Source organism: Pseudomonas sp. E102 (assembly GCF_052660185.1).
This window is the reverse complement of record NZ_CP084025.1, coordinates 1,266,569-1,279,564: the sequence shown is the minus strand read 5'-3', so window position 1 is coordinate 1,279,564 and position 12,996 is coordinate 1,266,569. Positions and strand designations below refer to the sequence as shown.

Sequence of the window (12,996 nt, the reverse complement as noted above, 5' to 3'; positions counted from 1 at the left end):
GGCTCCACCGCCCCGGGCTTTTTCATGCCTGCGGGAGTTAGAACGCGCCCATGTAATCGCGCTTGCCTACTTCCACGCCATTGTGACGCAACAATGCATATGCGGTGGTCACGTGGAAGAAGAACTGCGGCAAGCCGTAGGTCAGCAGATAATTCTGGCCAGTGAAGCGTTTTTCCTTCGGCGTGCCCGGACGGGTCACGATTTCGATGCCTTCCTTGCCGTCAATCTGCTGGGCATTGATGCCATCGATGAAAGCCAGCACCTTGGCGATCAATGCCTGCAGCTCAGCGAAGGTGGTCTCGCTGTCGTCATACTTCGGCACTTCGATCTCCGCCAGGCGCGCGGACACGCCCTTGGCGAAGTCCACGGCAATTTGCACCTGGCGTACCAACGGGAACATGTCCGGGAACAGGCGCGCTTGCAAGAGCGCGTTCGGATCGATGTTCTTGGAGGTGGCGTGGGCCTCGGCCTTGTTCAAAACATCGCTCAGGGCATTGAGCATTTGCTTGAAAACCGGGACGGAGGCAGCGTACAGGGAAATAGTCATGGCGATCTCATGGAGTAATGGAAGGAAACGAATCAAACGTGGGCGATTATAGCCACGGCTTGTTGCGCACCTTGTCTTTTATTGCGCAAGGATTAGGCTAGGCGGCTTCCACAGCATAGGGAACGCGCGATGAGCATCGAAGAACAAAGCCCGGCCGAAGAACCGCGGCTCAACAGCACGGAAATCCGCATTCTTGGCGCCCTGATCGAAAAGCAGGCCACCAATCCCGAGACTTACCCCCTCACCCTCAACGCGCTGGTGTTGGCTTGCAACCAGAAAACCAGCCGCGAACCGGTGATGAACCTCAACCCGGGGCCAGTCGGCCAAAGCCTGCGAGCCCTGGAAGGACGTGGTTTTACCCGGTTGGTGATGGGCAGTCGCGCCGACCGCTGGGAGCACCGGGTCGACAAGGCGCTGGAACTGGTGCCGGCCCAGGTGATCCTGATGGGATTGCTGTTCCTGCGCGGCCCGCAGACCGTCAATGAGCTGCTGACCCGCAGCGGCCGCATGCATGATTTCGAGGACACCGAGCAGGTGGTGCATCAGCTGGAGCGCCTGATCGCTCGTGGCCTGGCGTTGCTGGTGCCGCGCCAGGCCGGCCAACGGGAAGACCGTTACATGCATGCCATGGGCGACCCGGCAGACATCGAGGCGATCCTCGCCGCGCGTCACCAGCCGACCGAACGCAGCGCGGCCGGCGGCGTATCGCTGGAGCGTATCGAAGAGCTAGAAGCGCGAATCGCAGCGCTGGAAGAACGGCTGGCACGATTGGAATGACAGGGCCTACACCGCTCGGGCAAACGCCACGGCCTTGTCGAATTGTTCCAGGTTGGGCCGAACGCCGGTGTACAGGACAAACTGCTCCAACGCCTGGATCGCAATGACCTCAAGGCCGGTGATCACCCGTTTGCCTTCCGCTCTGGCATGCACGATCAACGGCGTTTCCGAAGGAATCGCCACGACATCGAACACAGTGTCGGCGGCAGCGATGGCGGCGGGCTCGAATGCCAACAGGTCCGCTTCCGCCCCGCCGGTCATGCCGATCGGCGTGACGTTGATGAGCATCTGCGGCCGTCGGTCACCCAACTCGGCTTGCCATTCGTAACCCAGCGTGTCGGCCAGCGCTCGGCCGGTGGTTTCGTTGCGGGCAACGATCAAGCCGTTTGTATAGCCGCCGTCGCGCAAGGCGCTGGCGACTGCCTTGGCCATGCCACCGCTGCCGCGCAAGGCAAATGTTGACTCCTTGGGCACGGCATGGCTTTGCAACAGTTGCGCGATGGCGATGTAGTCCGTGTTGTAGGCCTTCAAATGACCATTGGTATTGACGATGGTGTTGATCGACTGGATGGCAGCGGCGGAAGGATCCAGCTCATCGACCAAGGCAATGCAGGCCTCCTTGAATGGCATCGACACACCGCACCCGCGGATACCCAGGGCACGGATACCGCCCACTGCCCCGGCCAGGTCCTGGCTGGTGAACGCCTTGTAGTAGAAGTTGAGCCCCAACTGCTCATACAGGTGATTGTGAAAACGCAGGCCGAAATTGCCCGGGCGCCCCGATAGCGACATGCATAGCTGGGTGTCTTTGTTGGGGTTCATCTGCATGTGCGTCTCCTTCAAGCCACTTTCGGATGGACGGGAGTGTCGTCCCGACCGGTTCATCGATGATCAGACACCGTGCGCAGCGAACCGACTCGGTGTTCGTAAAAAAAATCTGTCGCAGACCTTACACAACCTTTACCCAACAGCGCCGCAAATCCTGGGAAAATCGCTGTCATAGCAAGTATCCCCGCGCCCTTATTCGGGTCTGTAGCAGGCCACAGGCGCCGGGGTCGGAACGAGGAAACGCCATGAAACGCAAACTCCCTATCATCGCCCTGCTCGTGGGGGCACTCGCGGTCACCGGCCAGGCATCCGCCCATGGTCGCGGTGGTTGGGAGGGGCCCGCAGTGTTCGGCGCCATCGTCGGCTCTGCCATTGTCGGCTCCGCGCTCATCAACCGAGACCGGCCGGTTTACGTACAACAGCCCGTCTACGTTCAGCCACAGCCGGTCTACGTGCAGCAACCTCCACCGGTCTACTACCAGCCACAGCCGGTGTATATCGAGCAGCCGATCTATTATCGCCCGGCCCCGGTGTATTACGGGCCACCGAGGGGCTATTACTACGGTCCGCCACGTGGGCACTACGGGCGCTGGTAAACGGCCCCTCTAAAGCGAAACAAAAAAGCAGCCTGTGATTTATCATCACAGGCTGCTTTTTGTTGGGCTGGCGTTTTTCGCCAAGGCTAGACGTGCTCACCGCTTTTCAATCGCACCGGGCCATGATCCCCAGTGGGATGCTCAGGTGCGGCTACGACGGGGATTTCGTTACCGTCGCAGTCGTGCAACTTGCCGTCGCTGAAATAGTCACCTTCCCGTAGCGCCGCCAGGTCCTGATAACGCAGCACCCGCTCGGTGCCGGCGGCGAATACCGATTGTTGATCGGAGTTGCCGGTGGTGAAGTGGTTGAAGGCCAGGTTCAACATGATGGCCATGATGGCCGATGAGCTGATGCCGGAGTGAAAGATCGTCGCGAACCAGCTCGGGAAATGATCGTAGAAGTTCGGTGCGGCGATGGGAATCATGCCGAAGCCAATGGACGTGGCGACAATGATCAGGTTGACGTTGTTGCGGTAATCGACCTTCGACAGCGTCCGGATTCCGCTGGCGGCAACGGTACCGAACAACACGATACCAGCGCCTCCGAGCACGGAGGTCGGCACGGCGGCGATTACCCGGCCCATGAAGGGCAACAGCCCAAGCACCACCAGGAACACACCCCCTGTCGCCACCACGAAACGACTCTTGATTCCAGTCACTGCCACCAGGCCGACGTTCTGGGCAAAGGCGCTCTGGGTGAACGATCCGAAGATCGGCGCGATCATGCTCGACAACATATCTGCTCGAAGGCCGTTGCCCAGACGCCGGGAATCGACCTTGGTGTCGATAATCTCGCCCACTGCCAGGATATCGGCCGAGGTTTCCACCAGCGTCACCATGATCACGATGCACATCGACAGAATCGCGGCGATATGAAAGGTCGGCATGCCGAAGTGAAAAGGTGTCGGGAAGCCGAACATTGGCCCCTCACCCACTGACGAAAAATCGGCCATGCCGAGGAACACCGCGATGACCGTACCGATGACCATCGCCAGCAGGATCGATAACCGCGAAATCGTCGCGCTGCCCATCTTGCTCAGCACCAGTACCAACACCAGGGTCACCGCGGCCAGGCCAATGTTGGCCATGCTGCCAAAATCCGGCGCATGGCTGTTGCCGCCCATTGCCCAGCGTGCCGCCACCGGCATCAACGTCAGGCCAATGGTGGTGATGACGATGCCGGTCACCAGAGGTGGGAAAAAACGCGTGATGCGGGAAAACACCGGAGTGATAAGCAGGCCGATCAAGGAGGCGGCAATCACCGCGCCGAGGATGGCCTGGAAGCCGCCCTCCCCACCGGTGCCGACAATTGCAACCATGGTTGCGACGCCGGAGAACGAAACGCCTTGGACCAGCGGCAGTTGGCAACCAAAAAACGGCAGGCCCAGGGTCTGCAACAACGTCGCCAGCCCCCCTGCAAACAACGAAGCCGCGATCAGCAGACCGATGTCGGCCGGGGACAACCCGGCCGCCTGGCCGATGATCAACGGCACCGCGACGATGCCACCGTACATGGTCAGGACATGTTGCAGGCCGTAAGCCATATTCGCGCCGACCCCTAGGTTTTCGTCCTCGGGCCGTGGGAGTGAAACATGGGGCGTTTTCATGGTTCGGGGGTTCCCTGTTTTTTGTTATGCGCACACTGTATTCAAAAGTCAGGACAAATGTCCATAGAGTTGTATACAACTTGTTGCGCATCCGTCGCTGACAGGGAATGCAATTGCTAAACCAAAACGCTCAAGGCATCACACCCAACAGCCCTTCGATTGCGGGTCGCAGCAGTTCCCGGGGCGGCACCGTGAGGCTGAATTCATTTTCCAGCAACGTGATCAGCTCATCCGCGTCGTTGATGGTGCGTCGTTCACTTTCGTGCCCGATCCGGTGCACGGCATAGCTGTTGCCGTTGAGCGTCCTACGGAGTCCCTCACCGGTACGGGCGACCATCAGCCTTCCCATGAACGGTGATTCGGGATGGGAGCAGACGTACCAATTGCCCACGGTATAGTCGATTTCCTCCTGGCGTTGCAGGTCGAAAAGATACATCGGGCGCCATTCATCGCCGACCTGGGCGCGCAGCAGGTAGCCACCCGGGTTGACGTCGATGCGATACGGCTCATGGGGCGTGTGCTGGATATCGCGGCTATCCAGCAAAAGCGGCGCGGTGGGCACCATACCGCCGAAACCGACGTCGGTGATATAGCGCACGCCACTGAGCGTCACCACGCTCAAGCGATGGGTGCGCGCTGTCCAGGCGCCCTCGGCGGCGTTCATCACAACGCGTCCAGTGATGCCCTGGGCATCAAAGCCCAGGGTTTGCAACAGCGCCAGGAACAACTGGTTGAGTTCATAGCAATAACCGCCACGGCCCTGTTCGAAAACCTTCCGCTCGACGGATTCAAGGTCGATGGCGACCGGCTGGCGCAACAGTGTCGAGAGGGTTTCGAAGGGAAACTCGGCCGTATGGCGCTTTTGAAGCTGACGCAGCGTTTCCAGCGTTGGAGGCGGCGCCGTGTCAAAGCCCAGGCGTCGTAGATAGCGACCGGTGTCGCTCAGTCGAGGTTGGCTCATGGGGATGTCCTTTCCTGTCAAGGCAGGGCTTTGGGTTAGCGCGCTGCGATTGGGCAGGTATAAGGCATTTCCTTCCTACGGACAAATCCCACGAGTGCTTGGTCCGCTCGCCCCTTCAGCGTCGCTTGCGCGAAGACAAGCGAATCCAGGTAGGCGCATGGTCACTGGGATGCTCCTGGTTCCTGACCCAGGCATCCACGCCCGCGTCGCTCAGGTATGCACTGGCCACGGGGTTGAGCAGCAGGTGATCGATGCGCAGCCCGGAGTTCTTTTGCCAATGCTGGCGAAAATAGTCCCAGAACGTATAGATCCGCTCTTCTGGGTAGAGGTGACGCAGGGAGTCCGTCCACCCCTGGTCCAGCAGTCGTTGGTAGCACTCCCGGCTTTCGGGCTGCAACAACGCGTCCTTGAGCCAGGAGCGTGGGTTGTAGATATCCATGTCGGTTGGCACCACGTTGTAGTCCCCAGCCAACACCACCGGATGATCACTCGCCTGGAGTGCCTGCGCATAGTCGATCAGGCGCTCGAACCATGCCAGCTTGTAGTCGAACTTCGGACCGGGCTGGGGATTGCCATTGGGCAAATAGAGGCAGCCCACCAGCACGCCATGCACCGCCGCCTCCAGATAACGACTGTGACTGTCTTCCTCTCCTCCTGGCAGCCCGCGTCTACTCTCCAGGGGTTGCGCATCACGGGCCAGGATCGCCACACCGTTCCATGAAGCCTGGCCATGCCAGATCGATCCATATCCCACCGACTCCAACTCGGCGGCAGGAAAGTCCTTGTCCGCAGCCTTGAGCTCTTGCAGGCAGGCAATATCGGGTTTTTCCCGCTCCAGCCATTCCAGCAGGTTAGGCAACCGCGCCCGAATGCCGTTGATGTTGAACGTCGCGATCCGCAGGTTCTTCATGGGCGAATAATTCCTGAATGCCAAGACATAGCTGTGACCGGCGACAGGCCTCGGGGGTTGCAATCATTGCTCAGGAACCGGTTCTTGACATGGACTGGCTGCTTTCAAGCAAGGCAGCAAATGCCTGCTTGTCGATTGGCCGGCTAAGGAAATAGCCCTGCACTTCGTGGCATTCATCGGTGCCCAATGAACCCAATTGTGCCAGGGTCTCCACGCCCTCCGCCGTGACGGTCAAGCCCATCGCCTTGCCCAGGTTGATAATCGCCTGGACCACGGCGCGGTCGTTGCTGCTATTGCTCATCGAGGCAATGAAGCGCTTGTCGATCTTGATGCCGTCGAACGGGTATGTGCGCAGGTAGCCGAGGGATGAGTAACCGGTACCAAAATCGTCCATGTTCAAGCGCACCCCCAATTCCTTGAGCGCATTCATCACCTGGAGCGCGCCATCCACGTCGTTCAGCATGACGTTTTCGGTGATCTCCAGCTCCAGGCGACTCGCCGGGAAGTGGGTTTCGATCAATACCTGGCGGACATCCTCGACCACATCGCTGCGTTCGAATTGCGCCGGTGACAGGTTGACCGAAACCATCAGCGATCCCGGCCAGGTGAGCGCGGTTTCGCACGCCTCGCGCAGTACCCAGCGCGACAGCGGGACGATCAGGTCGGTTTGCTCGGCCAGCGGAATGAAGGCATCGGGGCTCAACAGACCCTGGGTTGGATGTTGCCAGCGCACCAGCGATTCCACCGCGACGATCTCCTGGCCGTCGACCGTGTAGCGAGGCTGGAAATGCAGGATGAATTCGTTGTTCTTCACCGCTTGGCGCAGGTCGTTTTCCAACTGACGACGATGCTGGATCTGATCGTTCATGTGCGAGGCGAAATAGCACCAGGTCTTTTTACCCTCGGACTTGGCCTGGTACAGGGCTATGTCGGCGCAGCGGATCAACTCGCCTGGTACGTAGCCTTGTCGTCGGCTCACGGCAACGCCGATGCTCACACCAATGTGCAGGGAATGGGACTCGTAGTGGATCGGTTGCTGCAGGCTGTCGATGAGCCGCGTACAGAATCGGTCGATTTCAGTGGAGTGCTCCGCGCCACTGAGCACTATCACGAACTCATCCCCTCCCAGGCGCGCCACCAGGTCCTGTTCACGCGTGCTGTCGCGCAGGCGCTGGGCGACTTCCAGCAACACAGCATCGCCCGCCGCATGGCCCAGGGAATCGTTGATCGGCTTGAAGTTGTCCAGGTCCACCATCAGCAGGGCCAACGGCGCGGAATGCTCCTTGGCGATCAACGCGTCGTCCAGGTGTCGCGCCAACTTGTTGCGATTCGGCAGTCCGGTCAGCGCATCATGCAGCGACAGATGCTGGACTTGAGCGTGGGCGGCCACCTCATCGGTGATGTCGCTGGCCGTGCCGCGATAGCCCGTCACGGTTGCCTTGTCCTGGATCGGTCGCGCCGAGACCCGACAGAATCGCAATTGCCCGGAATGATCGCGGTAAGAGCAGCGCAGGTTGCTGGCGTTCTGTTCTTCGACCAGGTTGCCCAGCCAGGAAGCAATGGGCAGGGTGTCGCAGAACAGCAACTGCTCGATCTCCTGGCCCAGCCACTGCTGGTCGGAAAAACCCGTGACGGCATTAAAGCGAGCCGATAGATAGGTGATGCGTTGCTGGCTGTCGATCTCCCATATCCAGTCGGACGCAGCCTCGGCCACGGCGCGAAAACGTTCTTCGCTGGCCTCGAGCGCTTGTTTCGATTTTTCAAGGCTGTCGTAGCTGGCGTCCACCTGTCGAGCCGTGCGCATGGCATACCGGAAAAAATAGGCGGTGAGCAACGCCAGGATCAGCAATGCGCCTCCCAACGGCGGAGCCAGTGACCACAGCAAATGCTGGCCCGGCCGCTGCAGCTGCGATATCAAGCTGTAGCCGGTACTGTCCAACGGCACCGCGGGCTGGCCGGGCTCCAATGTGGTGTCTTTCACCAGGTTCAGGTCGGTCAGGCCGTAACCCATGCCCACCTTGCGCAGTTTCACCGGCGTCAGTTGGTCGACGAACAGCAGGATCGACGTCTCCCTGGCGTTGACCTGGGGACGTTCGTCGTTGGGCACAATCACCGAAGCCGTGACGACGGCCGGCCAGCCTTCGAACAAGGTGTAGCGGATCATCGGCCTGGTCAGGTCAGGTTGTGCCTGGAGCTCATCCACGAGGTCCTTCAGCGGCATATTCATGAACGCCGCCGCGTCTGCCTGGACCTGCTGGCCCCGCACCACGGCATATTTGGTGCGCTCATGGTCAATGACAAACACACCTTCTAGTTCATCGTTGGTGAACAGGGTCTTGCCCATGTTCTGGTCGGCATAGGCCCACTGCACATCGACCTCGCCGCTTAGGTGCTCGTAGGCAGTGGTCCAGTAGGCGTAGCTGGTGATGTAGTTTTTCGTGGCTGTGATGCGATTATCGAGGGCACGCTGGATATAGAAGCGGGTCTCATCCACATCCTGTGCATCCAGCTTTTGCGCGATGTTGAACAGCGCGGCGACGGCCACCAGAACCCCCAGGACAAACAACACGCCAAGGGCCGCCACCAGGCGACGGGTGATCGGCGTATGACGCGAGACATCAGAGGGGGTATCGGCAGTGGTATCCATTGACCTGTTCCTATCCTTTCGGCGCTGGCTTCGCCGTGCAAAGGTCACGGCGTGAACCGCATCGGACCGTTGCGCTTTCATAACCTTAGCAGCCATCGTCCAGCCAGATGATGAGCCCACAAGATTTGACGAAAGGGCCCACGCCTAGCCTGCATGTTGACCAATGGACCGTTATCCGCCGCCGATGATTCCAACGGATCTCAACGGTCGGAACGCTCCAGCGCATCCAGCGCGCCTTCCCTGGATAGGACCGCGACACAGTTGCGACCGCTGTGCTTGGCCTGATAGAGCGCAGCGTCCGCCCGTTGGATAAACACTTCGGTACTGTCCAGGCTGCTCGGCACGAAGGCATAGCAGCCGAGGCTGACCGTCAGGTAGCCAGAGGGGGAAGCGGAGTGGCTGATGTGCTTGTCGATGACACAGCTGCGGATCTGCTCGGCCAATGCCATGGCACCGTGCAGGTTGGTGTCGGGCAGCAGGACGGCGAACTCCTCGCCGCCGTAGCGCACCGCCAGGTCGGCCTTGCGATGACAGCAACTCTTGAGCACCTTCGCCACCTCGGCCAGGCAGTGGTCCCCCGCAACATGCCCATAGGTGTCGTTGTAGCGTTTGAAAAAATCGATGTCGAGCATGATCAGGCTCAGGGGGCTGCGCTGGCGAGCGCCTCGCCCGAATTCGATGTCCAGGGCACGTTCGAATAAACGCCGATTCGCCAGGCCGGTCAGGCTGTCGTGGGTGGCTATCAGCTCCAGCGCTTCCTGGGCCTTGCGCAAGTCTGCCTCGATCCGCTCGCTGTTGCGCACCTGGCGCACGAAGACCCAACCAAACAGGCAAACGCCCAACACCACCAAGGCCACGATAAGGCTGGACTGGAACGCCCTGTCGTACCAGCCCGCCAGGATTGCTTGTTCGGACATCGCGGCGGTCACCATCAGCGGATAAGCCTGCAGATGCCGGTGCCCATATAACCGGACGATGCCGTCGGGCGCCGGGCGGAGCACCGTATCGCCGGCGCCCATGCTTGCGTGCTGGTGTTCGTAAACGTACTCATCGGCAAGCGGACGACCGATCTGTCCCTCATCGAAAGGACGACGCGCCAGCAACGTACCGTCGGACAGCGCCAAAGACATTTCGCCTTTGGCGTCGAGACTGAAGCTTTTAAAGAATTGATCGAAATAGGACATCTTGATGCCGGCCAGCAGCACGCCCTGGAAGTTGCCCTTCTGGTCATTCAATCGACGGGAAACCGGAATGATCCATTCACCGTTCTGTCGGCTTCGAACCGCTGGGCCGACGTGGGCGATCAGCGAGGCGTTCTGCTGGTGGAACTTGAAATAGTCCCGATCGGCCACCCCCGCCCCCCTGTGCAGGTGTTCGAAAGAAGTAATGATCCACTGGCCGTTCTTGTCGAACAGGAACAGACCATGCAACTGCTCCAGGGACTGCACCCGCCGGGCAAATGTCTGGTGCAGGCGTGGACGTGTCGACGGACCGAACCCGTCGTTTTGAATCCAGTCGGCCAGGCTGGCAAGCGCCAGGTCGGCTTGCAGGAATGTGTCCTGGGCCTGTTGGGCCATGGCCCGGGTGAGGTTGGCCGAAGCGAGGCGCGCCGACTCCAGGTCATGCCGACGGGACTGCTCCAGTTGCAAGAAGAGCAAACCGCAGAGGCACAGGCACACGGCTGCGATGAACATCACTGCGGCCTTGAGCAAAGGCAGGCGTTTCAAGGCACCGCCAGGCGCATGGTTCGGATCGTGGATGGGGATAGGCAAGCGAAATCCTGGGGAGGGCAAAACAGTGAGCGAGTCGCTCAAAAGCCCCCAATAATCGCGAGCTTAGCGTACCGCTTGGGGGGCGGCAATTTGCCTTTAGGAGGAAGTCGATGGATGGCGCAATGGATCCAAAACAAGCCAAGCGCAAGGCACGCGCCGCGCCCGGAGAATAAATTTGAACGGCCCCTGGCCCACATGAACTAACAAAGTTCATGGCCCGGCCCGTGCCTTGCGCGAATCGGCCAGGGCACAACCTGAACAGCAATGGCACAGGTGATCCCGACCCATGGATTCAAGCTCTCTCGACATTTTTACCGACACCCAACTGCTCGGCATTTCCATCGCCAATTGGTTACTGGCACTCAGCGTGATGACGGTGAGTTTCATCGTTGCCAGAGCCGGCATCGGCTTCCTGTTGAAAAACGTACGGGCCCGGGCGCAAAGGCCCGATGCCTACGTCAGCCATATTGCTGTCGAGGTCTTGTCCAGCACCAGCAACACCCTGCTATTGCTGGCCTCGATTCTGATCGGCATCGGTGTTCTGGACCTGCCGGAACGCTGGCTGGGTCGGGTCAGCAGCCTTTGGTTCGTCGTCGCCGCCTTGCAGGTGGGGTTATGGGCAAACCGGGCGATCGCCCTGGCCTTGCTGCACTATTTCGCGCGCCACAGCCACAGCGACATCCATCAGAAAAGCGCCTTGGCCACCTTGAGCCTCTGGGGCGCAAAAGTGTTCCTGTGGGCAGTGGTGCTGCTGGCGATGCTTTCCAACCTGGGCGTGAACATCACAGCATTCGTTGCCAGCCTCGGCGTTGGCGGCATTGCCGTAGCGCTCGCCGTGCAGAATATTCTCGGCGACCTGTTCGCCTCGCTGTCCATTGCCGTGGACAAACCCTTCGAAGTCGGCGACTTCATCGTGGTCGGTTCCCTGGCGGGCACCGTGGAACATGTCGGCCTGAAGACCACCCGGATCCGCAGCCTGGGCGGCGAGCAGATCGTCATGGCCAACGCGGGGATGATCAGCACCACCATCCAGAACTACAAACGCCTGCAGGAGCGCCGCATCGTCTTCGAATTCGCCCTGCCTCAGGAATGCTCGACCGAACAACTTCGGCAAGTGCCCGTCATCGTCGAAAACATCATCAAGGCCCAGGAGAAAACCCGCTTCGACCGCGCGCACTTTCGCGGTTTCGGCGAAAGCACGTTGGAATTCGAAACGGTCTACATCGTGCTGGACCCCAGCTACAACGTCTATATGGACATCCAGCAAGCCATCAACCTGGGGATGATGGACGAGTTCGCCAAGATCGGCGTGCGCTTCGCCATGCCGTCCCGCGCCGTGCACGTGGCTTCGTTGCCGGAGATGCCTGAGCAATTCGCCAGGGGGAACAGTGAAAGGATGCCGCTACGAACCGATGGGGCAGGCGCCAAGCATTAACCGTCAATTGCGCTTCCATGACCCAGCGCAAACGCCCACCCTGCCCCTTCGGCTAAGCTCAACCCATCACCACGACAGGGAATCGACATGAGCAAGGCAGACGAACTCGCAGCAAAGCTGAGGCAGGCCCAACGCGCGCCGGCCGACACTGACCATTGCGCCGACCTGGCGATTGAACACTGGCCTGGCCAGGTGTACGAGCTGTACCGCCAGATTGAAAGCTGGCTGGCGCCGGTCTGTGAGGCGGGCCTGGTTATCCGGCGTAACCCCACCCATGTGTTTGAAAGCCATTCCAGCGGGTCGACTTACAACTATGCCATCGACCAATTGGTGATCGAGGGCAATCACCGCCGTATCTTGCTCGACCCGATCGCTCGCTTTTCCCCCGATGCCGAGGGATGCATCGAAATCCATACGAAGGGATTGGAGCGCTGCATCCTGCGCACGGTGGGGATGCATGGCGAATCCCATTGGCATCTGCGGCCAACCGGCCAGCAGAAGCCCGAACCCGTGACCCTCGATGAAGACACTTTCCTGTCGTTCATCGAGGAAGGCTTGGGCCTTTAAGCACAAACGGGATTCAACGGATTGCCCGTTCTCAGAGTCGATTCGATTCAAATGCCGCATCAGGCCCGCTTTTGATTGGCGTCCCTGTTTGCCGGTCAATGAGGATCGCCATGGCATTGTCGATCTCGTCGGCGGCACGCTCCGCATGTTGGGCATCCGCCCAGGTCCAGTGTTGTTCGGACACCAGGCCGCCCACCGCCTGGGCGCATAACTCATCGCAACTGATGCCCATTTTTCCCGCAGCAGCTATTACCGCCAGAAGGGCCTGCTCCAAGGGTTGAATTCTCTCAGTAGACACAACTAACCAACTCGGTAGATAACGAGTCCAAAGTCTACCAAGATATCAATG

At 60.0% G+C, this 12,996-nt stretch carries 12 protein-coding genes; 4 read left to right on the top strand and 8 right to left on the bottom strand.

Features of this window, described 5'->3' with window-relative positions; all coding sequences use genetic code 11:
* Window positions 1–37: 37 nt before the first annotated feature.
* Window positions 38–547, bottom strand: coding sequence for a DUF1993 domain-containing protein (locus DOCECA_RS05935; protein ID WP_434650554.1), 510 nt, complete (start codon window positions 545–547; stop codon window positions 38–40).
* A 129-nt stretch (window positions 548–676) separates the two neighbouring features.
* Here DOCECA_RS05935 and DOCECA_RS05930 point away from each other — a divergent pair, with 129 nt between their 5' ends.
* Entirely contained in the window at window positions 677–1,324 is a 648-nt protein-coding gene (locus DOCECA_RS05930) for a YceH family protein (protein ID WP_420764643.1), read from the top strand.
* A 6-nt stretch (window positions 1,325–1,330) separates the two neighbouring features.
* On the opposite strand, the gene DOCECA_RS05925 is transcribed toward DOCECA_RS05930, so the two are convergent.
* On the bottom strand, window positions 1,331–2,152 hold the full coding sequence (locus tag DOCECA_RS05925) for a shikimate 5-dehydrogenase (RefSeq protein WP_420764644.1): 822 nt from the start codon (window positions 2,150–2,152) through the stop codon (window positions 1,331–1,333).
* A 245-nt stretch (window positions 2,153–2,397) separates the two neighbouring features.
* Here DOCECA_RS05925 and DOCECA_RS05920 point away from each other — a divergent pair, with 245 nt between their 5' ends.
* Complete coding sequence (locus tag DOCECA_RS05920) at window positions 2,398–2,748, top strand: hypothetical protein (protein WP_039589121.1); 351 nt, start codon at window positions 2,398–2,400, stop codon at window positions 2,746–2,748.
* Window positions 2,749–2,834: 86 nt separating this feature from the next.
* On the opposite strand, the gene DOCECA_RS05915 is transcribed toward DOCECA_RS05920, so the two are convergent.
* The 5 genes from DOCECA_RS05915 to DOCECA_RS05895 form a co-directional block, all read right to left on the bottom strand.
* Window positions 2,835–4,355, bottom strand: coding sequence for a nucleobase:cation symporter-2 family protein (locus tag DOCECA_RS05915; protein ID WP_420764645.1), 1,521 nt, complete (start codon window positions 4,353–4,355; stop codon window positions 2,835–2,837).
* Window positions 4,356–4,485: 130 nt separating this feature from the next.
* Window positions 4,486–5,316 (bottom strand): arylamine N-acetyltransferase family protein, encoded by an 831-nt coding sequence (locus DOCECA_RS05910; protein WP_434650552.1) that lies wholly within the window; start codon window positions 5,314–5,316, stop codon window positions 4,486–4,488.
* 115 nt (window positions 5,317–5,431) lie between these two features.
* Window positions 5,432–6,226, bottom strand: coding sequence for an exodeoxyribonuclease III (xth, locus tag DOCECA_RS05905; RefSeq protein WP_420764647.1), 795 nt, complete (start codon window positions 6,224–6,226; stop codon window positions 5,432–5,434).
* Between the two features lie 70 nt (window positions 6,227–6,296).
* Window positions 6,297–8,873: a bifunctional diguanylate cyclase/phosphodiesterase gene (locus tag DOCECA_RS05900; RefSeq protein ID WP_445571593.1), complete on the bottom strand. Its 2,577-nt coding sequence runs from the start codon at window positions 8,871–8,873 to the stop codon at window positions 6,297–6,299.
* Window positions 8,874–9,073: 200 nt separating this feature from the next.
* Window positions 9,074–10,645: a sensor domain-containing diguanylate cyclase gene (locus DOCECA_RS05895; RefSeq protein WP_434610626.1), complete on the bottom strand. Its 1,572-nt coding sequence runs from the start codon at window positions 10,643–10,645 to the stop codon at window positions 9,074–9,076.
* A 286-nt stretch (window positions 10,646–10,931) separates the two neighbouring features.
* On the opposite strand from DOCECA_RS05895, the gene DOCECA_RS05890 reads away from it, so the two are divergent.
* Together DOCECA_RS05890 and DOCECA_RS05885 are read left to right on the top strand one after the other, a co-directional pair.
* The gene (locus DOCECA_RS05890) at window positions 10,932–12,080 is read left to right on the top strand and encodes a mechanosensitive ion channel family protein (RefSeq protein ID WP_434563318.1); all 1,149 of its coding nucleotides are present in this window, start codon (window positions 10,932–10,934) and stop codon (window positions 12,078–12,080) included.
* Between the two features lie 87 nt (window positions 12,081–12,167).
* On the top strand, window positions 12,168–12,647 hold the full coding sequence (locus DOCECA_RS05885; RefSeq protein WP_420764651.1) for a hypothetical protein: 480 nt from the start codon (window positions 12,168–12,170) through the stop codon (window positions 12,645–12,647).
* 31 nt (window positions 12,648–12,678) lie between these two features.
* Here the strand turns inward: DOCECA_RS05885 and DOCECA_RS05880 are convergent, their stop codons facing one another.
* Window positions 12,679–12,921 carry a hypothetical protein gene (locus DOCECA_RS05880; protein WP_434610621.1) on the bottom strand — a complete coding sequence of 81 codons (243 nt, stop codon included), beginning with the start codon at window positions 12,919–12,921 and terminating at the stop codon, window positions 12,679–12,681.
* Window positions 12,922–12,996: the final 75 nt, after the last annotated feature.

Excerpts from the sequence above, each read along its gene's own strand:
- DOCECA_RS05935 (WP_434650554.1), bottom strand. The coding sequence starts at position 547 with ATGACTATTTCCCTGTACGCTGCCTCCGTCCCGGTTTTCAAGCAAATG.
- DOCECA_RS05930 (WP_420764643.1), top strand. The coding sequence starts at position 677 with ATGAGCATCGAAGAACAAAGCCCGGCCGAAGAACCGCGGCTCAACAGC.
- DOCECA_RS05925 (WP_420764644.1), bottom strand. The coding sequence starts at position 2,152 with ATGCAGATGAACCCCAACAAAGACACCCAGCTATGCATGTCGCTATCG.
- DOCECA_RS05920 (WP_039589121.1), top strand. The coding sequence starts at position 2,398 with ATGAAACGCAAACTCCCTATCATCGCCCTGCTCGTGGGGGCACTCGCG.
- DOCECA_RS05915 (WP_420764645.1), bottom strand. The coding sequence starts at position 4,355 with ATGAAAACGCCCCATGTTTCACTCCCACGGCCCGAGGACGAAAACCTA.
- DOCECA_RS05910 (WP_434650552.1), bottom strand. The coding sequence starts at position 5,316 with ATGAGCCAACCTCGACTGAGCGACACCGGTCGCTATCTACGACGCCTG.
- xth (WP_420764647.1), bottom strand. The coding sequence starts at position 6,226 with ATGAAGAACCTGCGGATCGCGACGTTCAACATCAACGGCATTCGGGCG.
- DOCECA_RS05900 (WP_445571593.1), bottom strand. The coding sequence starts at position 8,873 with ATGGATACCACTGCCGATACCCCCTCTGATGTCTCGCGTCATACGCCG.
- DOCECA_RS05890 (WP_434563318.1), top strand. The coding sequence starts at position 10,932 with ATGGATTCAAGCTCTCTCGACATTTTTACCGACACCCAACTGCTCGGC.
- DOCECA_RS05885 (WP_420764651.1), top strand. The coding sequence starts at position 12,168 with ATGAGCAAGGCAGACGAACTCGCAGCAAAGCTGAGGCAGGCCCAACGC.